The sequence below is a fragment of the Streptomyces sp. NPDC008125 genome (assembly GCF_042957125.1).
Lineage (GTDB): Bacteria > Actinomycetota > Actinomycetes > Streptomycetales > Streptomycetaceae > Streptomyces.
Genome location: NZ_JBIBHR010000002.1, coordinates 450,009 through 469,714, shown reverse-complemented (window position 1 = coordinate 469,714; position 19,706 = coordinate 450,009). Strand labels below are relative to the sequence as shown.

Here is a 19,706-nt window from a genome sequence, read left to right as displayed (position 1 = left end):
CTGGGCTGCCCGGCTCTCGCGCACGGCCCGCCCGGCGGTCCGACGTCCGAGGCGGGCACCCATACTCGTCGCATGACCGCCTATGACGCCATCGTTCTTGCCGGAGGGGCCGCCCGGCGGCTCGGGGGAGCCGACAAGCCCGGGATCGGCGTCGGGGGACGGGCGCTGCTCGACCGGGTGCTCGCGGCGTGCGCCGGTGCCGCGAGCACGGTGGTGGTGGGGCCCCGCAGACCCACGGTCAGGCCGGTGATCTGGACCCGCGAAGCGCCCGCGGGAGGTGGTCCGGTGGCGGCGCTGGGCGCGGGCGTGCGCGAGACCGCCTCGCCCTGGCTCGTGGTGCTCTCGGCGGATCTGCCGTTTCTCGGGGCCGCCACCGTCGGAACCTTGCTGGCCGCCGCCGAGGAGGGCGGCCGGGAGGGCGCCCTGTGTATCGACCCCGACGGACGACGGCAGCCGCTGGTCGCCGTCTACCGTGCCGAACCGCTGCGGCGCGAGCTCGCCCTGCTCGCGACGGAACACGGAGGCCTCGGCGGACTGCCGCTGCGCCTGCTGACGGCCGAACTCGACCTGGCCGCCGTGGCCACACCGGGCCTCGCCTCCTTCGACTGCGACACTTGGGACGACATCAGGGTGGCAAGGGCACACATCAGGGAGCATGAGGCCGTGCTGGACGAATGGATCACCGCAGTCAGGGCCGAACTGGGCCTCGAACTCGACGTCGACACCGATCTTCTGCTCGACCTGGCGCGCGACGCCGCGCACGGTGTCGCGCGGCCCGCCGCCCCGCTCACCACCTTCCTCGTCGGATACGCGGCGGGTCTGGCGAGCGCGAACGCCGAACCCGGCGACGGCCCCCGTGCCGTGGCCGAGGCGGCCCGCAAGGCGACCGCGCTCGCCCTGCGCTGGGAAGCGGAATCGGGCGACGGCAAGGGAGCCGGAGCCTCGTGACCGGCCGGGAGCCGCTCCCGGCGGCGGAGGCCCCGACCGTGCGGCTCTCCGGCATGGGAGGCCCCGGGGACTTCTTCGTGCTTCCGGAGCTGGACGACTGCCCGGTGCCCGTACGGAAGACCTCCTCGGCGGAGGACGAACGGGCCGTGGAACAGGCCCTGGCCCTGGCCAACCGGGTTGCCCCGCAGGAGCCTTCGCCCTCCTCGCAGCCTGAACCCTCGCGCCGAGAGCCCTCGGCTCAGGGGCCGCCGGAGCCGTCCGTACCCGCCAAGGACTCAGCAGCCGCAGAGTCCGTCCGTGGGGGTGCGCCCGCGCACCGCTCCCCCGCCGCGACCTGGGAGCGGGCCCGTGCGCTGGCCGTGCGCGCGGGGCGGAGGGGCACGCATCCCGCGATCCGGCTGCCGCTCGACCGTTCTCTGGGCCATGTGCTGGCCGAGGGGCTCGCGGCGCTGACCGACCTGCCGTCCTTCGACACCTCGGCCATGGACGGCTGGGCCGTCACCGGGCCGGGCCCCTGGCACTTCCACGGGGGCTCGGGGCTGCTCGCCGGGGACGGCGGCCTCGGCCGGCTGCCGGACGGCGAGGCGGTACGGATCGCCACCGGGGCCCGCATGCCCGTGGAGGCGACGGCGGTCATCCGCTCGGAGCACGCGGAGGTGGACGAGGCCAAGGGGATGCTGCACGCCCGGCGCGCGGTCGTTCCGGGCCAGGACATCCGGCCTCGTGCCCAGGAGTGCCGGACGGGCGAGCAACTGCTGTCGCCCGGAACGCTGGTGACCCCTGCGGTGCTCGGACTGGCCGCTGCCGCCGGGTACGACGCGCTCGTCGTCGTACCGCGTCCCCGCGTGGAGATCCTGGTGCTCGGTGACGAGCTGCTCACCTCGGGGCTCCCGCACGGCGGATTCATCCGGGACGCGCTCGGGCCCATGCTCGGCCCGTGGCTGAACGCTGCGGGCGCCGATGTCGCCGAGCCGCGTCGGCTGGGCGACGACCCGGCGGCCTTGCGGCAGGCGCTCACCACGACCGCCGCGGACCTGGTGCTGACGACCGGCGGCACGGCTGCCGGTCCGGTCGACCACGTGCACCCCATCCTCGCGGAGATCGGTGCCGAACTGGTGGTGGACGGAGTGGCGGTACGCCCGGGGCACCCCATGCTGCTGGCCAGGCTGGCGCCGGACGGGCCGTGGCTGGTAGGGCTGCCGGGCAACCCGCTCGCGGCGGTCTCCGGGCTTCTCACGCTCGCCCTTCCCCTGCTCGGCGGGCTCGCGGGGCGCGTCGAGCAGGAGCCGTACCGGGCACCCGTGCAGGAGGAGGTACAGGGGCACCCGCACGACACCCGGCTCGTGCCCGTGGTGCATCGGGCCGGGCACGGAGCGATCCGGGACCACGCGGTACCGCTGCGCTACAACGGCCCCGCGATGCTGCGGGGGATCGCTACCGCCGACGGTATGGCGGTCGTGCCGCCGGGCGGAGTGAGGCCCGGTACCGAGGTGGAGATCCTGGATCTGTCCTGGGCTTAGGGGGCGTATCCCGGGGCGTATCCCGGGACGCGCCCCGGGACGCGCCCCGGGTGACGTCCTGGGTGACGCCCCGGGTACGTCCCGCGACCGTTTCACGTGAAACGGTCGCGGGACGGCGCCGTTCGGGTGTTTCACGTGGAACGCGCGGGCCCCTTCATGAGGCCGGACAGGGGCTCAGTGGGCCGGGCCCGAACGGCTGATGGTGATGAGACGGTCCTCGCGCCGGAGGCTGGTGAGCGTGGGGTCCGTGTAGTCGAGCAGCCTCCTGTTGCGGAGCACTGCGACGATCAGATCGGCGCAGGCGCGGGGCGGGCGGCCGATCTCCTCCTCGGTCACCGCGCGTTCACCGAGGTCCAGCCCACTGCCGTGGGTCATCAGGTCCTCGAGGGTCCTGGCCACGGGCGGGCTGGCCATGGAGACCCCGAGCAGGCGGCCGGCCGAACTGGAGCTGGTGACCACGGTGTCGGCGCCGCTCTGCTTGAGCAGCGGGACGTTCTCGTCCTCGCGGACCGCGACGACGATGGTGGCGTGCTTGTTGAGCTGGCGGGCGGTCAGGGTGATCAGGGTGGCCGTCTCGTCGCGCTGAGGGGCGATGATGACCCGGCTGGCGGTCGGCACCTCTGCCTTGAGCAGCGTCTCGGAGCGCGTGGCGTCGCCGACCACGGCCACCAGCCCGTCGTCGCCGGCCGCGTGTGCGGCCTTCTGCTGCGGGTCGACCACGACGATCTTGTCCTTGGTGATGCCTGTGGAGATCAACGACTCGATGGCATGACGGCCCTTGGTGCCGTAGCCGACCACCACGACGTGGTCGCGGGTGCGGGAGCGCCACCGGTGGATGCGTACCTGCTGACGGGTCCGCTCGGTGAGGACTTCGAGGGTGGTGCCGACCAGGATGATCAGGAAAAGCACCCGAAGGGGTGTGATGACCAGGACGTTGATGAGGCGGGCGCCGTCGCTGACCGGGGTGATGTCGCCGTAACCGGTGGTGGAGAGGGTGACGGTCGCGTAGTAGACCGCGTCGAGCAGGTCGACGCTGCTGTCAGAGGTGTCGTTGTAGCCGGCGCGGTCGGACCAGACGATCACCACCGTGACCGCCAGCACCAGCAGCGCCATCGCCAGACGGCGGAGCACCTGTTGGAGCGGCGGCAGCGCGCCCTGCGTCGGCATGGTGATGGCGCGGCTGGCCTCGGCGTCCTCCCGTGCGTCCGAGCGCGAGCGGTGCCAGAGGGTCCGCAGGATGGAGAACCTGCCCATCCTGGCTGCTGGTTGGTTCTCGTCCTTCAAGGCATGTCCTCTGGCGGCGGCGGGCAGGTGGTCACGTCGTGGCCCATGGTCGTGGATCGACGACGGGGACGGTGGCCGAAGTGCGTCGCACGTGCCGTGTCTCCACCAGTCGTGCACCGTCACCGGCGGAGAGAAGCGTAAAGGGTTCCGTGCGGCGGTTGGGTCCCTCGTCCTTCCGTACCCTGAGAGCTGCGCCGTACCGCGCAGCCCACCGGTCGGGGCAGCCCGCCGCACACCCGGACGCCCGAGCAACCGAGTTCCTGCATCGCTGAATCGCTGAATCGCTGAATCGCTGAATCGCTGGAGAAGCAACGTGCGTGATCACAGTGTGGTCGTCGGTTTCGGTACGAAGGGCCGTTCGGCCGTGCAGACGCTCTGCGCGACCGGCCAGCGGAAGGACCGGATCGTCATCGTCGATCCGTCCGGCAAGGTGGTCGACGCGGTCAACGCCCAGGGGTTCACCGGGGTGCAGGGTGACGCCACGCGCAGCGAGGTACTCCTGCGGGCAGAGGTCCAGAAGGCGCGTCAGATCATCATTGCCACCCAGCGCGACGACACCGCCGTCCTGGTGGCGCTGACGGCACGGCAGTTGAACCAGAGCGCGAAGATCGTCGCTGCGGTGCGCGAGGAGGAGAACGCCCCGTTGCTCCGGCAGTCCGGTGCGGACGCCGTCATCACCAGTGCCAGCGCGGCCGGCCGTCTGCTGGGTCTCTCGGCGCTCAGTCCCAGCGCGGGCACGGTGCTGGAGGATCTCATCCAGCACGGCAGCGGCCTGGATCTCATCGAGCGGCCGGTCATGAAGAGCGAGGTGGGACGGAGCGTCCGGGAGACCGACGACCTGGTGGTGAACGTGGTGCGGGGTCACCGGATGCTCAGTTACGACGATCCCGCCGCGAGCCCCTTGCAGATGACGGACCGGGTGGTGGTGGTCGTGCGTGCCTCGCCGCTGCCCTCTCCGTTGATCCCGAACCGACCGCCCCAGGGGCCGCAGCGGATGTAACGGCTGTAACGGCCGTAACGGGCAGGTACGGAGTAGCCTCGCCGCCATGTATGCGATCACGATCCCGGAACCCGGTGGCCCCGAGGCGCTCGTATGGACCGAGGCGCCAGATCCCGTACCCGGCGAGGGCGAAGTCCTCGTGGAGGTGCTCTCCAGCGCGGTGAACCGCGCCGATGTCATGCAGCGCCAGGGCTTCTACGAGCCGCCGCCCGGCGCCCCCGTGTATCCGGGGCTCGAATGCGCGGGGCGCGTCGCCGCGCTGGGCCCCGGGGTGAGCGGCTGGGCGGTGGGTGACGAGGTCTGCGCGCTCCTCGCCGGCGGTGGGTACGCGGAGAAGGTCGCGGTGCCGTCCGGGCAGCTGCTGCCGGTGCCCGCGGGGCTCGACGCGGTGTCCGCGGCGGCGCTTCCCGAGGTGACGTCGACCGTCTGGTCCAACGTCTTCATGGTGGCCCACCTGCGCCCTGGCGAGACCCTGCTCGTGCACGGCGGTTCCAGCGGCATCGGCACCATGGCGATCCAGCTGGCCAAGGCGGTCGGCGCCCGGGTCGCGGTGACCGCGGGCAGCGCGGAGAAGCTGGCGAGCTGCGCGGAGCTCGGCGCGGACATCCTGATCAACTACCGCGAGCAGGACTTCGTGGAGGAGATCCGCAAGGCGACGGACGGAGCGGGCGCGGACGTCATCCTCGACATCGTCGGCGCGAAGTACCTGGCGAAGAACGTCGAGGCACTCGCGACCAACGGACGGCTCGCCATCATCGGTCTCCAGGGCGGCGCGAAGGCCGAACTGAACCTGGGCGCCCTGCTGACCAAGCGGGCCGCCGTCACCGCGACGTCGCTCCGGGGCCGCCCGCTCGCCGAGAAGGCGGCGATCGTGGCGGCGGTGCGTGAGCACGTCTGGCCGCTGATCGAGGCCGGAGTGGTCCGCCCGATCGTGGACCGTACGGTGCCGATGGCCGAGGCCGCCGAGGCGCACCGGGTGATGGAGTCCAGCGCGCACATCGGCAAGGTGCTGCTCCTGGCACCCGCCGCGAACTAGGCCTGACCGCGCAAACCAGGCCTGACCGCGCAAACCAGGCCTGACCGCGCGGATCGGGCCTGACCGCGCGCACCAGATCCGACCGCGAGACCGAGAAGCCCGGAGCTCATGACGAGAGCCCGGCCCGCACACCCGATGGTGTGGGGGCCGGGCTCTTCCGGGCTCTGTGTGTGGTCGCGTTGTCCGGTGAGGTCCGGGCCTACAGGTACGGGCCGGAGCGGAGCGCTCCGTGCGGGTCTCCGGCGGGCCCTTCCTCGTCGCCGGAACCGGGGGGCAGGGCGCGCCGCATCTGCTCCAGCTGGGCGCGGGCTGCCATCTGCTGGGCGAACAGGGCGGTCTGGATGCCGTGGAACAGGCCCTCCAGCCAGCCCACCAGCTGGGCCTGCGCGATCCGCAACTCGGCCTCCGAGGGGACCGACTCCTCCGTGAAGGGCAGCGAGAGGCGTTCCAGCTCCTCCACCAGCTCGGGCGCGAGGCCGTCCTCCAGCTCCTTCACGGAGCTGGCGTGGATCTCCTTGAGCCGGACGCGGCTCGCCTCGTCGAGAGGTGCCGCTCTGACCTCCTCCAGGAGCTGCTTGATCATGCTGCCGATGCGCATGACCTTCGCGGGCTGTTCGACCATCTCCGTCACTGGGACCTCGCGGGACTCGTCGCCACTGGCACCGCCGCCGACAGCCATTCCGTCCTGTCCTACGACGAGGACCTGGGGGTGCTCCTGCGACCGGTCATTCCTCGGCATCTCCATGCCGCCATTGTCTCGCACATGCGCCGTACAGAAGGGTGGTGCCCCTTGTTGAGCTTGATCCACCGTCCCCTACGTACCTGAATGCGTGATCGGTCCCCCGGGATGTCCCCGGTATCTGCGGGCGCCGGGCCGGACGCGGATCCCGTTCCGCCCCGTACGTACCGTCTGTCCCCTCGGCCCACACGGCGCAGTCCGCGCGGCGCACATCGAGTCCGCGCGGCGCCCATCAGTCCGCGCGGCGCCCATCAGTCCGCGCGGCGCATCCGGGCTCCGAGGAAGGCCAGTCCGATACCGGCCAGGGCGATTCCGCTGCCCAGGGAGAGGCTACGGAGCCCTTCGGTCGCGCGGGCGCCCAGCGCGTGCGGGCGCGTGGTCGGGACGGGCTCCGAGGAGGGGAAGGGCAGCGCGTCGGAGGCGGGGGCGGACGGGGGGGCCGGGGTCTCCTCGTTCTCCAGGGCGGCGATGGCCTCGGCGAGTTCCTGGGGCGACAGCGACCGGCCGGGGCGCACGCGGCCCTCCCCCGCGGGCCGCCCGGCGAACGGCTGCTCATTCTGGGAGGGCGTGGCGAACGGTGTGGCGGACGGGTCGAGAGGCGGAGTGAGGGACGGGGTGAGGGGCGGCGGGACGACGGGCGGGGTGGTGGCCGGAAGCGTGAGCGCGGCCTGTCCTGCCGGAGCGGGGGCGATCCTGGGGGGTGAGGCATCCGGCGGGGACGGGGAGAACGGCGACGGCGACGCGACCGGCGAGGGAAGGACCCGGTGGGGGAGGTGCGTCCCCGGAGCGCCGGAGAAGGTGGGGTCCACCGCCGGGAAGTCGGTGCCCGAGGGCGCTGCGGCGCTCGTACGGGGAGACGGGGAGGCGGCTGCGCCGGCTGCCGGGCCCAGCGCGGCGGTCATGGCGAGCAGGAGGGAGACGACCGGCCTCGACGTCCACGGAGACCGCGGGGGAGGAGGACCTGGAGCCATGGGATCAGCGTCACACGCCCGCACATTCCCGGCATCCCGGATGGGGGGATGTCATCCGCCACGGTGACGGCGGACCCGCCTCCCACCCGAACGGCCGATCCGGTCCACGCACGGACGGCCGGCCCGGCCCACGCACGGACGGCCGGCCCGGCCCGGTCGATGGAGCGCGGAGCGGGCATCCGACCCAGGGAGGTCGACCCAGGGAGGCCGACTCAGGGAGGCCGACTCAGGAAGGGTCCCCCGTGGAGACGCTCAGCTCGATGTGGGCGTTGACCGGATCGATGGCCGTACCGGCGGTCGGGAACTGCTTGACGACCTGGTCCTCGGCGTAGGTGTTGCCGGGCTCCTCGATCACCTTGAGGGTCCACCCGGCGGCGTCGGCGCAGGCCTTCGCGGACAGCAGGTCCTTGTAGACGAAGTCCGGCGCGGCGACCTTCTCGGTGTCGCGGACGTCCGTGTTCGGGTCCGTGCAGTCCTGGGTGTCCATGGTCCGGTTGCGCTCGGGGCCCTTGTGCTCCCCGGCGATCGCCGGTGCGCTGCTGCCGGAGGCGTCGGTGGGCCCGGGCGTCGGGTCGTCGCCGTCGCCACCGCTGAGCAGGAGCGTCGCCACCACGCCGAGGACGACGATGCCGACGACGGCGACCGAGCCCATGACCACCGGGTTCCGCCGGGATCTGCCGTCGCCGCCCCCGATGCCCGTCGCCCCGATGCCCGTACTCCCGGAGCCCGTGCCGCCGTGGCCCAGCGGTCCGGCGGCCGGGGAGGTCTGCGCCACCGCGTACGGCGGCGGGGTCTGCTGGTACGCCGGAGGAGCGGACTGCGGGTAGCCGTAGCTCGGCACCGGGGTCGGGGCTCCGTACGGGCCGGGCTGCTGGTGGTGCGGGTGCGCCGGGTACGGGGTCTGGACGCCGTACGGGCCGGGCGCGGCCTGCTGGTCGACCGGCGGGAAGACCGTCGCGCCGACGCCCGAACCGCTGTTGGTGGGGCCCTGGGCGACGATCACCGGGGCGGCGGCCTGGCCCGAGGCGTTCAGTACCCGGAAGATCTCGTCGCGCATCGCGGCGGCGCTGGGGAAGCGTTCGTTCGGGTTCTTCCGGAGCGCGCGGGCGACGAGCGCGTCCACCGCGGGGGTGACCGCCCGGTTGATCGTGGACGGGACGGGCGGCTGCTCCTGCACGTGCGCGTACGCGATGGCGAGCGGCGACTCCGCGTCGAAGGGGAGGCGCCCGGTGAGCAGCTGGAAGAGCATGATGCCGACCGAGTAGAGGTCGGAGCGGGCGTCCACGCCGCGGCCGAGGGCCTGCTCGGGGGAGAGGTACTGGGGTGTGCCGACGACCATGCCGGTCTGGGTCATCGAGGTGACGCCGGACTGCATGGCTCGGGCGATGCCGAAGTCCATGACCTTGACGACGCCGCGCTTGGTGACCATGACGTTGCCGGGCTTGATGTCGCGGTGGACGAGCCCCATCTCGTGGCTGGTCTCCAGGGCGGCCAGCACGTCGGCGGTCACCTTGAGGGCCTTGTCGGCGGGCATCGCGCCCTGGGTGGCGATGTCCTGGCGCAGCACCGAGCCGAGCGGCAGGCCCTCCACGTACTCCATGACGATGTACGGCATCAGGGCGCCGCCGAGTTCGTCCTCGCCGGTGTCGAAGACGGAGACGATGTTGGTGTGCTGGAGCTTCGCGACGGCCTGGGCCTCGCGGCGGAACCGTTCGCGGAAGGACTGTTCGCGTCCGAGTTCGGTGTGCAGCGTCTTGATCGCCACCTGGCGGTCGAGCGCCGCGTCGTAGGCGAGGTAGACGGAGGCCATGCCGCCTTCGCCGAGCAGATCACGGAGCTGGTACCGGCCGCCGGCGACGGCTCCGCCCGCATAGCGGCCCTGCGAACCGTCCTGGCTCATGACGTGCTCCCCCTCGGCGCGCCGATGGCGCGTCACCCCGATGTCGCGGCAATCGCGGAAATCTGTTCCGGAGCTTCGGCGACCGAGGCTTCGGCGAACCGAATCTTCGGTGAACAGAGGGCGCCGGGCCCCCGGAATCCGCGAAGATCCGTACTACGTGCCAAGTCTGCCCGAGGGGTGGGACACGTCAAGCCAGGTGCCGGTTCCGTGACCCTGACCACACGAACCGTCTCGGAAGCGTTACAGGAACCACCCAGAATGTGCGCGTGCGCCACGCCCGCCGATCGGATGACCGCTTTCGCACCGGACCGAGGCGCGCGGCGGAGGCTGTAGCGTGGCGTGGCAGTACAGCCGTCCATGCGGCTGATGGCAGGAACCAGGCACCGTGAGGACCCGCGGACGCGCGGACAGATACGACGGCGAGGACTGATGGCACCCGATTCCGAAGCAAACGGCGGCGGAGTCTCGGATGGCACCGACTCCTGGGGCGTCGGCGGCGTCGTCGGGGACGGCCGTTACCGGATGACCCACCGCCTCGGCAGGGGCGGAATGGCGGAGGTCTACGCCGCGGAGGACGTCCGTCTGGGACGGACCGTCGCGGTGAAGCTGCTCCGCTCCGATCTCGCCGAGGACCCGGTTTCCAAGGCGCGGTTCACTCGCGAGGCGCAGTCGGTGGCCGGGCTCAACCACCACGCGATCGTCGCCGTGTACGACTCCGGCGAGGACGTCGTGGGCGGCCAGACCGTCCCCTACATCGTGATGGAGCTGGTCGAGGGCCGCACCATCCGCGACCTGCTGATCAGCGCGGAGGCGCCGCCGCCCGAGCAGGCGCTCATCATCGTCTCCGGTGTGCTGGAGGCGCTGGCCTACTCGCACCAGCACGGCATCGTGCACCGGGACATCAAGCCCGCGAACGTCATCATCACCAACTCCGGCGCGGTCAAGGTCATGGACTTCGGCATCGCCCGCGCGCTGCACGGCGCGCAGTCGACGATGACGCAGACCGGCATGGTCATGGGCACCCCGCAGTACCTCTCTCCGGAGCAGGCGCTCGGCAAGGCCGTCGACCACCGCTCCGACCTGTACGCGACGGGCTGTCTGCTGTACGAACTGCTGGCGCTGCGGCCCCCGTTCACCGGTGAGACGCCGCTCTCCGTGGTGTACCAGCACGTCCAGGACATTCCGGTCCCGCCGTCCGAGGTCTCGGACGGGGTGCCGCCGGAGCTGGACGGTCTGGTGATGCGCTCGCTCGCGAAGGAGCCGGACGACCGGTTCCAGAGCGCGGAGGAGATGCGCGGGCTGGTCCAGTACGGCCTGCAGATGCTCCAGGTGCAGGGCGGTCACACCGGTACGTGGAACACCGGCCCGGTCGCCGGGTACGACGGCGGCCACACCCCGTCGCAGGGTTTCGCCGGGTCCACCCAGGTGATGGGGGCCGGCGGCTACGCGGCGCACGGGGACACCTCGCAGGGGCCGATCCTGCCTCCGATGAACCCGGACGACGGCGGCTACGGCGGTTACACCAACGGCGGTTACAACGGCGGCCAGGGCAACGGCGGTGGCAAGAGCAGGATGTGGCTCTTCGCGGTGCTCGCGCTCGTAGCGATCGGCGTCGGAATCGCGATCGCCGTCAACGCGGCGGGCGGCGACGACCCCGGCAAGGGGAAGGTGGAGCAGACCACCACGACTTCGCCGTCCCCGGACGAGACCTCGGCCGAGCCGAGCGACGAGCCGACCAAGGAGTCGCAGGCGCCCGAGGATTCCTCGGGCGGGCAGTCGCAGTGGTCCGAGGATCCGACCTGGACGCCGACGCCGACCGAGACGCAGCAGTCGTACACCCCGAAGCCGACCGCGACCACGGAGGCGCCCGCCACGTCGAACGGCGGGGGCGCCGGGGAGCCGACGGGCGACACGTCCACGGCGCCGACGACGGACCCGACGGACGACGGTACGGGCGGAGACCCGGCGGGCGGTACGGGCGACACCGGTACCACCACCGAGCCCACCGGCTCCGCCGAGTCCGCCGGCGCGGACGGGCTCATCCCCTGACCGACCCGCGCCGGCCGATTCCGGGTACCCGTCGGGCGCCCCGCCCGGTGCGGGGCGCTCAGCCCGTGAACGCCTCGTTCACCGCCTCGTACTCCCGGGTCCACCACACCACCAGGGCCGACACCGCAGGGAACTGCGGGTCGGCCCTTCGGTCTCCCAGGGCGTAGCGCCAGCGCAGTATCCAGAAGTCGTTGAGCCGCTCCCACCAGACCCGGTGGACCGCGGCGGCGAGCTCCGCCGAGCTGACTCGGGCTGCCTCGCGGTAGGCGCGGGCGTACGCCTTGACCTTGTCGAGTTCGAGTTTTCCGGCGGGCTGGACGAAGAAGATCGCCGCGGCGCGTACCGCCTCCTCGGCGCGGGGCTGGACGCCGAGCCGGTCCCAGTCGACGATCGCGACGGGGTCGCTGCCCCGGTAGAGCAGGTTCAGCGGGTGGAAGTCGCCGTGCACCCAGCCGTGGGCGGGGCCCACGGGGGTGGGCGGGCGGCGGTGGGCGTGGCGTTCCAGCAGGGCCCGGCGTTCGACGAGCCGGTGTACGGCGAGTTCGTCGAAGGCGTCCAGCGGGGTGTCGCGGGGGCGTACGCCCCGGGCGGCGTCGAGCAGTTCGTCGATCAGGGCGAAGGTGTCGGCCGGGTCCGGGCTGCCGTGTCCGCGTCGCGTGGCCGGCGTACCACCGCCGGGGCCCATGACCTGTTCGAGCCCGGTGTGTACGGCTCCGAGGAGCGCCCCGAGACGCTGGGACTGGTCGGGGGTCAGCTGGGCGCCGATGCGGTGGCGGCCGTCGACCCAGGGGTGCAGGGCGAAGCAGTGGCCGTCGATGACGGTGACGGTCTCGCCGTCGGCGTCGGCGAGCGGGGGTGCGACGGGGACGCCGATCGACTGGAGGCGCATGGTGGCGCGGTGCTGTCGGGCGATGAGGGAGCGTTCGCCGGTGGCGTCGTCGAGGTGCTGCTTGTCGAGGTGGTGCTTGAGGAAGTACGCGCCGCGCGTGGTGGAGACGCGGTATCCGTGGTTGAGCAGGCCCTTGGTGATCGGCTCGCAGGCGAGCGGTTCACCGACCGCGGGATAGCGGCGCATGACCTCGCCGACCGGAGGCTGGGGAGGGTGGGTTACATATGAGCGCGGCACTTACCAGATGGTAGATCACCCCACGTGCCCCGGATGCGGACTTGAATTCCAGCCCAGAGTGTGCACCGAGGCGAACTGCGGACGCAGCCGGAGGTAGACCGGAGCGAAGGTCTCGCCGTCGACTTCGGCGGGCAGGGCGCCGAATCGGGCGCGCTGGGCGCGGGAGGGTTCGAGGAGCTCGGCGGTGCCGGTGAACTGCACGGCCCACAGGTCCCGGTCGCCCGGGGCGGCGGTGTTCAGGTTGTCGGCTCCGTAGGCGACGACGCTGCCGTCGCAGGCCTCGTGGTGGCCGAGTCCGCCGTGCATGCGCAGCACGAGGTGCCCGTCGTGGACGATGTGGCGGGCGGGGGCCAGCAGCGGGAGGGCATGCCTGCTGGTCGCCAGCCGGCCGTACGGGACCCGGTACAGCAACGCGATGGCCTGCGATTCCTCTGGAGACATTCCTCCACTGTCCGATGCGGCCCGGCGCGTCCGTAAGGGTCCGGGGCCCCGGGGCACCGGGACGAAGGTCCCCGGTCCGGTTCGGTCCGGCCGGTCCCGGTCCCGGTGGTGGTCCCTCGGTGCCGGTTCCTCAGCGCTCGCCCTCGGCCTGGATCCGGGCGACGTACGCGGCGGCCTGCGAGCGGCGCTCCATGCCGAGCTTCGACAGGAGGCTGGAGACGTAGTTCTTGATCGTCTTCTCCGCGAGGTGCAGGCGCTCGCCGATGACCCGGTTGGTGAGCCCCTCGCCGATCAGGTCGAGGATCTTGCGTTCCTGGTCGGTGAGGTTGGCGAGCTTGTCGTCGCCCTTGCTGTCCTTGCCGTCGCGGAGCCGGGCCAGCACGCGGGCGGTGGCCGCGGGGTCCAGCAGCGACTTGCCGGCCGCCACGTCGCGTACCGCGCCGAGCAGTTCGTTGCCGCGGATCGCCTTCAGTACGTATCCCGAGGCACCGGCCATGATCGCGTCGAAGAGGGCCTCGTCGTCGGCGTACGAGGTCAGCATCAGGCATTTGATGTTCTCGTTCCGGGAGCGGATCTCCCGGCACACCTCCACCCCGCTGCCGTCGGGCAGTCGCACGTCCAGCACCGCCACGTCCGGGCGGGTGGCGGGGATGCGGACCAGGGCGTCGGCGGCGGTCCCGGCCTCGCCGACGACCTCGATGTCGTCCTCCACCGCGAGCAGGTCGTGGACGCCCCGGCGTACTACCTCGTGGTCGTCGAGTAGAAATACGGTGATTTTTCCATCTTCGGACACATTCGCAGTCTCACACACTCCGCTCCGCTCCGCCCTTCCCTGCGCCGGTCCCCCGGGATAACGTGCCGTTGTTCCGGCTGCCTGCGAGGCTGTTACCAGTGCTGTGACCAGCGAGAGTTCGGGTTTTCCGCGATTTACTTGGAAATCCAAGCAAAATCGCAGGTCAGAGAGGGTTTCGCGTATATGCGACCCACTGGGTAACGTGCCTGTGACAGGGCGCTCGCCGGGGCACCTGTCACGCCTGTTCCCGGCCGAGCGGCACCCACCCCGTGCACGGGTCCGGACACAGGCGAGCCGCACTGGTATCCCGGCAGACCCCGGGGTCCGGACCGACGGAGGAGCACGCACGTGACCGTGGAGAGCACTGCCGCGCGTAAGCCGCGACGCAGTAGCAGCAGGCGCACCAGCGCCGCGAAGGCACCGCAGAGTTCCGAGCCTCAGCTCGTACAGCTCCTGACGCCCGAGGGCGAGCGGGTGGAGCACCCCGACTACAGCATCGACATCTCCCCCGAGGAGCTGCGCGGGCTGTACCGGGACATGGTGCTGACCCGTCGTTTCGACTCCGAGGCGACCGCCCTGCAGCGTCAGGGCGAGCTGGGCCTGTGGGCCTCGCTGCTGGGCCAGGAGGCCGCGCAGATCGGCTCCGGCCGGGCGCTGCGCGACGACGACTACGTCTTCCCCACCTACCGCGAGCACGGTGTCGCCTGGTGCCGGGGCGTGGACCCGACGAACCTGCTCGGCCTGTTCCGCGGTGTGAACCACGGCGGCTGGGACCCGGCCACCAACAACTTCCACCTGTACACGCTGGTCATCGGCTCGCAGACCCTGCACGCCACCGGCTATGCCATGGGTGTCGCCAAGGACGGCGGTGACTCCGCCGTGGTCGCGTACTTCGGTGACGGCGCCACCAGCCAGGGCGACGTGGCCGAGGCGTTCACCTACGCCGCTGTCTACAACGCCCCCGTGGTGTTCTTCTGCCAGAACAACCAGTGGGCGATCTCCGAGCCCACCGCGCGCCAGACCCGCGTGCCGCTCTACCAGCGCGCCCAGGGTTACGGCTTCCCCGGCGTCCGGGTCGACGGCAACGACGTGCTCGCCTGCCTCGCGGTGACCAAGGCTTCGCTGGAGCGGGCCCGCAGCGGTGAGGGCCCCACCCTCGTGGAGGCGTTCACCTACCGCATGGGCGCGCACACCACCTCCGACGACCCGACGAAGTACCGGGCCGACGAGGAGCGCGCCGCGTGGGAGGCGAAGGACCCGATCCTGCGGCTGCGCACGTACATGGAGAAGCAGAAGTTCGCGGACGAGGCCTTCTTCACCGCCCTGGAGGCGGAGAGCGAGGCCCTCGGCAAGGGAGTGCGTGAGGCCGTCCGCGCCATGCCGGACCCCGGTTCCATGGCGATGTTCGACCACGTCTACGCCGACGGCTCCTCGCTCGTCGACGAGGAGCGGGCCGAGTTCATCGCCTACCAGGCATCGTTCGTCGAGGAGGGGAACTGACCGTGGCCGCGGAAAAGATGTCCATCGCGAAGGCGCTCAACGAGTCGCTTCGCCATGCACTCGACACCGATCCCAAGGTCCTGATCATGGGTGAGGACGTCGGCAAGCTCGGCGGCGTCTTCCGGATCACCGACGGGCTCCAGAAGGACTTCGGCGAGGGACGGGTGATCGACACCCCGCTCGCCGAGTCCGGCATCGTCGGAACGGCGATCGGTCTGGCCCTGCGCGGCTACCGGCCCGTCGTCGAGATCCAGTTCGACGGCTTCGTGTTCCCCGCGTACGACCAGATCGTCACGCAGCTCGCGAAGATGCGCGCCCGTTCGCTCGGCAAGATCAAGCTGCCCGTCGTGATCCGCATCCCCTACGGCGGCGGCATCGGCGCGGTCGAGCACCACAGCGAGTCGCCCGAGGCGCTGTTCGCGCACGTCTCCGGTCTGAAGGTCGTCTCGCCGTCGAACGCGCACGACGCCTACTGGATGATGCAGCAGGCTCTCCAGAGCGACGATCCGATCATCTTCTTCGAGCCGAAGCGGCGTTACTGGGACAAGGGCGAGGTCGACACCGAGGCCATCCCGGTCCCGCTGCACCGTGCCGTCACGGTCCGCGAGGGCAGCGACCTCACGCTCGTCGCGTACGGGCCGATGGTGAAGGTCTGCCTGGAGGCCGCCGCGGCTGCCGCCGAGGAGGGCAAGTCGGTCGAGGTCCTGGACCTGCGGTCGATGTCCCCGATCGACTTCGACGCCATCCAGACCTCGGTCGAGAAGACCGGGCGGCTGGTCGTCGTGCACGAGGCCCCGGTCTTCTACGGCTCCGGCGCGGAGATCGCCGCCCGGATCACCGAGCGCAGCTTCTACCATCTCGAAGCACCGGTCCTGCGTGTCGGTGGCTACCACGTGCCGTACCCGCCGGCCCGGCTGGAGGACGAGTACCTGCCGGGTCTCGACCGGGTGCTCGACGCCGTCGACCGCTCGCTGGCGTACTGAGGAGAGGGGTCGTGACGATGACCGACACATCGGTCCGTTTCCGTGAGTTCAAGATGCCCGACGTGGGCGAGGGCCTCACCGAGGCGGAGATCCTCAAGTGGTTCGTCCAGCCCGGCGACACCGTCACCGACGGCCAGGTCGTCTGCGAGGTCGAGACCGCGAAGGCCGCCGTGGAGCTGCCCATCCCGTTCGACGGGGTGGTGCACGAGCTGCGCTTCCCCGAGGGCACCACGGTCGACGTGGGCCAGGTGATCATCGCGGTGGACGTGGCGCCCGGTTCGGCCGCCGACGCGCCCGCTCAGGAGGCGGTGACCGCTCCGGCGGAGCCCGCTGCCGCGCCTGCCCCGGCCCCCGCCCCGGAGGAGGAGCCCAAGGGCCGCCAGTCCGTGCTGGTCGGTTACGGCGTCTCCGAGAGCTCCACCAAGCGCCGCCCCCGCAAGGGCGCCCAGCAGCCGGCGGCTGCCGCGGTCCAGGCGGTCCAGGGCGAGCTGAACGGCCAGGGCACCGCAGCCGCGCAGGCGGTGGCGAAGAGCCGTCCGCTCGCCAAGCCCCCGGTCCGTAAGCTCGCGAAGGACCTCGGCATCGACCTGGCGGCGGTCACCCCGACCGGCCCGGACGGTGTCATCACCCGCGACGACGTGCACGCCGCCGCCGCTCCGGCCCCTGCGGCCACCGCCCCGGCCCCCGTGTCCGTCAACGGCACGGCCGCGGTCCGGGCCGCGGCGGCGGAGTCGCTCGACGAGAACGCGCCGTACGACACCGCTCCGGCATCGGCGCCGCAGCCGGTCGCTCCGGTGCCGGGTGCGCGGGAGACCCGTATCCCGGTCAAGGGGGTACGGAAGGCCATCGCGCAGGCGATGGTCACCAGCGCCTTCACCGCGCCGCACGTCACCGAGTTCGTCACGGTCGACATCACCCGGACGATGAAGCTCGTCGCGGAGCTGAAGGAGGACAAGGACCTCGCCGGGGTCCGGGTCAACCCGCTGCTCCTCATCGCGAAGGCCCTGCTCGTCGCGGTCAAGCGGAACCCGGGCGTCAACGCGGCCTGGGACGAGGCGAATCAGGAGATCGTCCAGAAGCACTACGTGAACCTGGGCATCGCCGCCGCCACCCCGCGCGGACTGATCGTGCCGAACATCAAGGACGCGCAGGACAAGACCCTGCCCGAACTCGCCTCCGCGCTCGGCGATCTGGTCGTCACCGCCCGTGAGGGCAAGACCTCCCCGGCGGCGATGGCGGGCGGCACGCTCACCATCACCAACGTGGGTGTCTTCGGAGTCGACACCGGCACGCCCATCCTCAACCCGGGGGAGTCCGCGATCCTCGCGGTCGGCTCGATCAAGCTCCAGCCGTGGGTCCACAAGGGCAAGGTGAAGCCCCGTCAGGTCACCACGCTGGCGCTGTCGTTCGACCACCGTCTGATCGACGGCGAGCTGGGTTCGAGGTTCCTGGCGGACGTCGCCGCGATCCTGGAGCAGCCGAAGCGCCTGATCACCTGGGCCTGACGGCCGGTACGTGTACGAGGGGTGGGCCCGCGCGCAGCAGTGTGCGGGCCCGCTTTCCGTTTCCGGGGGCGGGAGGCGGCGCGGCCCGGCGGTACGCGGAGTCAGGGGAGGAAGAGAGGCCCGGTCTTTCCTGCGAGGGACACCTCGGCGAACACCGTCTTGCCGACCGTGCGGCGCTCGATGCCCCACTTGTCGGCGAGGTTCGCCACGATCAGCAGTCCCCGCCCGAAACAGTCGGTGTCCACGGGCTTGCGGGTGTCCGGCAGCCGCTCCGCCCGCGCGTCACTGACCTCGATCCGCAAGGTGGTCGCGGTGAGCAGGAGGCGTACCCGGAAGAGGCGGCCCTTTACTCCGCCGTGCAGCACCGCGTTGGTGGTCAACTCGCTGACCATCAACGCCACGTCGTCGGCCAGCCGGTCATGCCCCCACTCCGCGACGAGCCGCGCGGCCCGGCGGCGGCTGAGCCTGACGCCGGCGGGCGTGGGCGTGTAACTGAGCACGTCCTCGCGGAGAACGGGTTCGGGGGCGGGGATTTCCTGGGCGGGCGTCATGGACACGTACCTCCGTGGAAACGGGCGGTGGCGATACCGCGCCGGCGACCGGGCCGGTACGTCTCCGGCGCAGGGGCAGGACGGTGCACTTCCGCCGATTGGCTTCGCTGTGCGAGCGGTGTGATACAGACGGTAGTGGTTAAGGTGATCGGGCAGCAAGTCGCTTAGGCAGAGAAATTTCTGCCCCAATTTGGTGTTCGAAGAAGCTGAGTTACACACTGAGGCGAGTCGCGGGGACGGGGAGGAGCTCGATATGGCAGGTACCAGCCCGGACCGGGGGCGGACGGTCTCGACCGTGCTCGGTCGGCGCCTCGGCGGTGAGTTGCTGCGGTTGCGGGAAGCGCGCTCTTTGCGCCAGTCACATGCCGCAGAAGCGCTGACGGCTTCGGTCGCCAAGGTGGCGAAGATCGAACGAGGGCTGGTGCCGATCCGGGATCCGGATGTCAGAGCGCTTTGCCACCTGTACGGCGAGGACGACGCCACTGTGATCGCGCGGATGCTGGCGCTTGCGAAGGCGGACCGCGAGCGGCGTAGAGCGAGTGGCTGGTGGAATCAGTACCCGGGGCTCGGGGCCATGGTCGAGTACGTCGCGTTGGAAGACATCGCCACCAGCCTGCGTACATGGCAACTGTCGATGGTGCCAGGCCTGCTTCAGACGCCCGACTATGCCAGGGCACTCGCGGTAGGCAACGGGTCGTGGGAGGACCCGGACGAGATCGAACCGTTTGTCGAGTCCCGGATGGTCCGGCAGGCTCGGCTCGGTGGTGAACGTCCGCTTGAGCTTTGGGCTGTGGTGCACGAGGGAGCGCTGCGGCAGATGGTGGGCGGGCGAGAGGTAATGCGAGAGCAGCTCGCGCACTTGGTTGACCTTGCGCGCCAACCGAACGTGAAACTGCAGGTGATGCCCTACATGGCTGGGGCGCATCCGGGCCTGACAAGCGCCTTCACCATCGTGTCGTTCGCCGAGCCGGGCGCTCTGGACGTGGTTCACATGGATACCACCTCGTCAACGCTCTGGCTTGAGAGCGATACTGATGCTGACCGTCACGGCAGGCTCTTCGACCGCATGGTTCGTCTCGGGCTCGACCAGAACAACTCGGTCAGACTCATCGCTGGAATCCTCAAGGAGCTGTAGAACGCGTGCCCGCATACGAGTTCGTGACATCCAGCTACACCGGCGGGAACAACGGCCAGGAGTGCGTCGAGGTCGCCCGCAACGTCCCCGGCTCCGTAGCCGTGCGCGACTCCAAGCGCCCCCACGGCCCCGTCCTCGTCGTCGCGCCCGCAGCCTGGGCGGCCTTCAGCGCCGAGTTGTGCCGCGCGGAGACCTCCGCGTCCTGATCGAGCGGCCGTCCGGGAC

17 protein-coding genes and 1 pseudogene are annotated in these 19,706 nt (G+C 71.2%); 10 read left to right on the top strand and 8 right to left on the bottom strand.

The window, feature by feature from the left end:
- Positions 1-72: 72 nt before the first annotated feature.
- Together ACFZAX_RS04805 and ACFZAX_RS04800 are read left to right on the top strand one after the other, a co-directional pair.
- Positions 73-948 (top strand): DUF6457 domain-containing protein, encoded by an 876-nt coding sequence (locus ACFZAX_RS04805; protein ID WP_390959089.1) that lies wholly within the window; start codon positions 73-75, stop codon positions 946-948.
- Positions 945-2,468 (top strand): molybdopterin-binding protein, encoded by a 1,524-nt coding sequence (locus ACFZAX_RS04800; RefSeq protein WP_390959088.1) that lies wholly within the window; start codon positions 945-947, stop codon positions 2,466-2,468. Before ACFZAX_RS04805 ends, ACFZAX_RS04800 begins: the two co-directional genes overlap by 4 nt.
- Before the next feature lie 174 nt (positions 2,469-2,642).
- On the opposite strand, the gene ACFZAX_RS04795 is transcribed toward ACFZAX_RS04800, so the two are convergent.
- Complete coding sequence (locus tag ACFZAX_RS04795; RefSeq protein WP_390959249.1) at positions 2,643-3,722, bottom strand: NAD-binding protein; 1,080 nt, start codon at positions 3,720-3,722, stop codon at positions 2,643-2,645.
- A 322-nt stretch (positions 3,723-4,044) separates the two neighbouring features.
- Between ACFZAX_RS04795 and ACFZAX_RS04790 the strand changes: the two are divergent.
- A pseudogene (locus ACFZAX_RS04790) lies at positions 4,045-4,752 on the top strand (potassium channel family protein); the annotation flags it as partial.
- Between the two features lie 46 nt (positions 4,753-4,798).
- Positions 4,799-5,788, top strand: coding sequence for a zinc-binding dehydrogenase (locus ACFZAX_RS04785; RefSeq protein WP_390959086.1), 990 nt, complete (start codon positions 4,799-4,801; stop codon positions 5,786-5,788).
- A 199-nt stretch (positions 5,789-5,987) separates the two neighbouring features.
- Here ACFZAX_RS04785 and ACFZAX_RS04780 read toward each other — a convergent pair whose 3' ends face one another.
- From ACFZAX_RS04780 to ACFZAX_RS04770, 3 genes are all read right to left on the bottom strand, one after another.
- A complete protein-coding gene (locus ACFZAX_RS04780; protein WP_390959084.1) occupies positions 5,988-6,533 on the bottom strand; it encodes a proteasome activator in 546 nt (181 codons plus the stop codon).
- A gap of 245 nt (positions 6,534-6,778) precedes the next feature.
- Complete coding sequence (locus ACFZAX_RS04775; protein WP_390959082.1) at positions 6,779-7,429, bottom strand: hypothetical protein; 651 nt, start codon at positions 7,427-7,429, stop codon at positions 6,779-6,781.
- 295 nt (positions 7,430-7,724) lie between these two features.
- A complete protein-coding gene (locus ACFZAX_RS04770; protein WP_390959080.1) occupies positions 7,725-9,398 on the bottom strand; it encodes a protein kinase in 1,674 nt (557 codons plus the stop codon).
- A gap of 429 nt (positions 9,399-9,827) precedes the next feature.
- Here ACFZAX_RS04770 and ACFZAX_RS04765 point away from each other — a divergent pair, with 429 nt between their 5' ends.
- Positions 9,828-11,447 carry a protein kinase gene (locus ACFZAX_RS04765; protein WP_390959078.1) on the top strand — a complete coding sequence of 540 codons (1,620 nt, stop codon included), beginning with the start codon at positions 9,828-9,830 and terminating at the stop codon, positions 11,445-11,447.
- A 58-nt stretch (positions 11,448-11,505) separates the two neighbouring features.
- Here the strand turns inward: ACFZAX_RS04765 and ACFZAX_RS04760 are convergent, their stop codons facing one another.
- The 3 genes from ACFZAX_RS04760 to ACFZAX_RS04750 all read right to left on the bottom strand — a co-directional run bounded on the left by ACFZAX_RS04760 (position 11,506) and on the right by ACFZAX_RS04750 (position 13,807).
- Positions 11,506-12,522 (bottom strand): phosphotransferase, encoded by a 1,017-nt coding sequence (locus ACFZAX_RS04760; protein ID WP_390959247.1) that lies wholly within the window; start codon positions 12,520-12,522, stop codon positions 11,506-11,508.
- A 66-nt stretch (positions 12,523-12,588) separates the two neighbouring features.
- Positions 12,589-13,014 (bottom strand): pyridoxamine 5'-phosphate oxidase family protein, encoded by a 426-nt coding sequence (locus ACFZAX_RS04755; protein ID WP_390959076.1) that lies wholly within the window; start codon positions 13,012-13,014, stop codon positions 12,589-12,591.
- Between the two features lie 130 nt (positions 13,015-13,144).
- Complete coding sequence (locus ACFZAX_RS04750; protein WP_390959074.1) at positions 13,145-13,807, bottom strand: response regulator; 663 nt, start codon at positions 13,805-13,807, stop codon at positions 13,145-13,147.
- A gap of 348 nt (positions 13,808-14,155) precedes the next feature.
- On the opposite strand from ACFZAX_RS04750, the gene pdhA reads away from it, so the two are divergent.
- From pdhA to ACFZAX_RS04735, 3 genes are read left to right on the top strand one after another with little or no spacing between them, the layout of a single operon-like run.
- Positions 14,156-15,307 carry a pyruvate dehydrogenase (acetyl-transferring) E1 component subunit alpha gene (gene pdhA, locus ACFZAX_RS04745; RefSeq protein ID WP_390959073.1) on the top strand — a complete coding sequence of 384 codons (1,152 nt, stop codon included), beginning with the start codon at positions 14,156-14,158 and terminating at the stop codon, positions 15,305-15,307.
- Positions 15,308-15,309: 2 nt separating this feature from the next.
- Complete coding sequence (locus ACFZAX_RS04740; RefSeq protein ID WP_390959071.1) at positions 15,310-16,290, top strand: transketolase C-terminal domain-containing protein; 981 nt, start codon at positions 15,310-15,312, stop codon at positions 16,288-16,290.
- Positions 16,291-16,307: 17 nt separating this feature from the next.
- A complete protein-coding gene (locus ACFZAX_RS04735; RefSeq protein WP_390959246.1) occupies positions 16,308-17,795 on the top strand; it encodes a 2-oxo acid dehydrogenase subunit E2 in 1,488 nt (495 codons plus the stop codon).
- A 101-nt stretch (positions 17,796-17,896) separates the two neighbouring features.
- Here the strand turns inward: ACFZAX_RS04735 and ACFZAX_RS04730 are convergent, their stop codons facing one another.
- Positions 17,897-18,346: an ATP-binding protein gene (locus ACFZAX_RS04730; protein WP_390959069.1), complete on the bottom strand. Its 450-nt coding sequence runs from the start codon at positions 18,344-18,346 to the stop codon at positions 17,897-17,899.
- 253 nt (positions 18,347-18,599) lie between these two features.
- Here ACFZAX_RS04730 and ACFZAX_RS04725 point away from each other — a divergent pair, with 253 nt between their 5' ends.
- Entirely contained in the window at positions 18,600-19,481 is an 882-nt protein-coding gene (locus tag ACFZAX_RS04725) for a Scr1 family TA system antitoxin-like transcriptional regulator (RefSeq protein WP_390959067.1), read from the top strand.
- Positions 19,482-19,486: 5 nt separating this feature from the next.
- Positions 19,487-19,687 carry a DUF397 domain-containing protein gene (locus ACFZAX_RS04720; protein ID WP_390959065.1) on the top strand — a complete coding sequence of 67 codons (201 nt, stop codon included), beginning with the start codon at positions 19,487-19,489 and terminating at the stop codon, positions 19,685-19,687.
- Positions 19,688-19,706 lie beyond the last annotated feature (19 nt).

Coding starts and splice junctions, on each gene's coding strand:
- ACFZAX_RS04765 (WP_390959078.1), top strand. CDS start 9,828: ATGGCACCCGATTCCGAAGCAAACGGCGGCGGAGTCTCGGATGGCACC.
- ACFZAX_RS04770 (WP_390959080.1), bottom strand. CDS start 9,398: ATGAGCCAGGACGGTTCGCAGGGCCGCTATGCGGGCGGAGCCGTCGCC.
- ACFZAX_RS04735 (WP_390959246.1), top strand. CDS start 16,308: ATGACCGACACATCGGTCCGTTTCCGTGAGTTCAAGATGCCCGACGTG.
- ACFZAX_RS04795 (WP_390959249.1), bottom strand. CDS start 3,722: ATGGGCAGGTTCTCCATCCTGCGGACCCTCTGGCACCGCTCGCGCTCG.
- ACFZAX_RS04755 (WP_390959076.1), bottom strand. CDS start 13,014: ATGTCTCCAGAGGAATCGCAGGCCATCGCGTTGCTGTACCGGGTCCCG.
- ACFZAX_RS04725 (WP_390959067.1), top strand. CDS start 18,600: ATGGCAGGTACCAGCCCGGACCGGGGGCGGACGGTCTCGACCGTGCTC.
- ACFZAX_RS04780 (WP_390959084.1), bottom strand. CDS start 6,533: ATGGAGATGCCGAGGAATGACCGGTCGCAGGAGCACCCCCAGGTCCTC.
- ACFZAX_RS04785 (WP_390959086.1), top strand. CDS start 4,799: ATGTATGCGATCACGATCCCGGAACCCGGTGGCCCCGAGGCGCTCGTA.
- ACFZAX_RS04730 (WP_390959069.1), bottom strand. CDS start 18,346: ATGACGCCCGCCCAGGAAATCCCCGCCCCCGAACCCGTTCTCCGCGAG.
- ACFZAX_RS04805 (WP_390959089.1), top strand. CDS start 73: ATGACCGCCTATGACGCCATCGTTCTTGCCGGAGGGGCCGCCCGGCGG.
- ACFZAX_RS04760 (WP_390959247.1), bottom strand. CDS start 12,522: ATGCGCCGCTATCCCGCGGTCGGTGAACCGCTCGCCTGCGAGCCGATC.
- ACFZAX_RS04775 (WP_390959082.1), bottom strand. CDS start 7,429: ATGACCGCCGCGCTGGGCCCGGCAGCCGGCGCAGCCGCCTCCCCGTCT.